Origin of the sequence: Pelomonas sp. Root1444, assembly GCF_001426885.1 — a bacterium.
Classification (GTDB): Bacteria; Pseudomonadota; Gammaproteobacteria; order Burkholderiales; family Burkholderiaceae_C; genus Pelomonas.
The window spans coordinates 819-1,374 of the sequence record NZ_LMFP01000002.1 but is presented as its reverse complement, the minus strand read 5'-3'; the positions used below and the strand labels follow the sequence as shown (position 1 = coordinate 1,374).

At 43.0% G+C, this 556-nt stretch carries 1 protein-coding gene; it reads left to right on the top strand.

Going from position 1 to position 556, the window contains the following annotated elements; translation table 11 throughout:
• Positions 1–556: family 1 glycosylhydrolase (locus ASD35_RS26385; RefSeq protein WP_157275328.1), on the top strand; the 556-nt coding region annotated here is incomplete at both ends.

Sequence of the window (556 nt, the reverse complement as noted above, 5' to 3'; positions counted from 1 at the left end):
TTTTAGACTTTCTATTGCATGGCCAAGAATATTCCCTCATGGAAGAATGTCCAAGGGAATAAGCAAAGCAGGAGTCCAATTCTACCATGACCTAATCGATGAGCTTCTCAAAAACAATCTAACACCACTAGTAACTGTCTTTCACTGGGATACTCCTCAAGACTTGGAAGATGAATATGGTGGTTTCTTAAGTGGTCGCATTGTTCAAGATTTTATAGAATATGCAAATTTCACTTTCCACGAATACGGACACAAAGTGAAGAACTGGATCACATTTAACGAACCATGGGTGTTTAGTCGTGCCGGTTACGATGTCGGAAAGAAAGCTCCGGGACGTTGTTCACCGTACATCCCTGGTTATGGACATAACTGTGAAGATGGACGGTCAGGATACGAAGCTTATCAAGTCAGTCACAACTTACTCTTGTCTCATGCTTACGCTGTTGACGCCTTCAGAAAATGCAAACAGTGTGCCGGGGGTAAAATTGGAATTGCACATAGTCCAGCTTGGTTTGAACCAGCCGATCTTGAACACGTTGGAGGTTCCATTGAACGT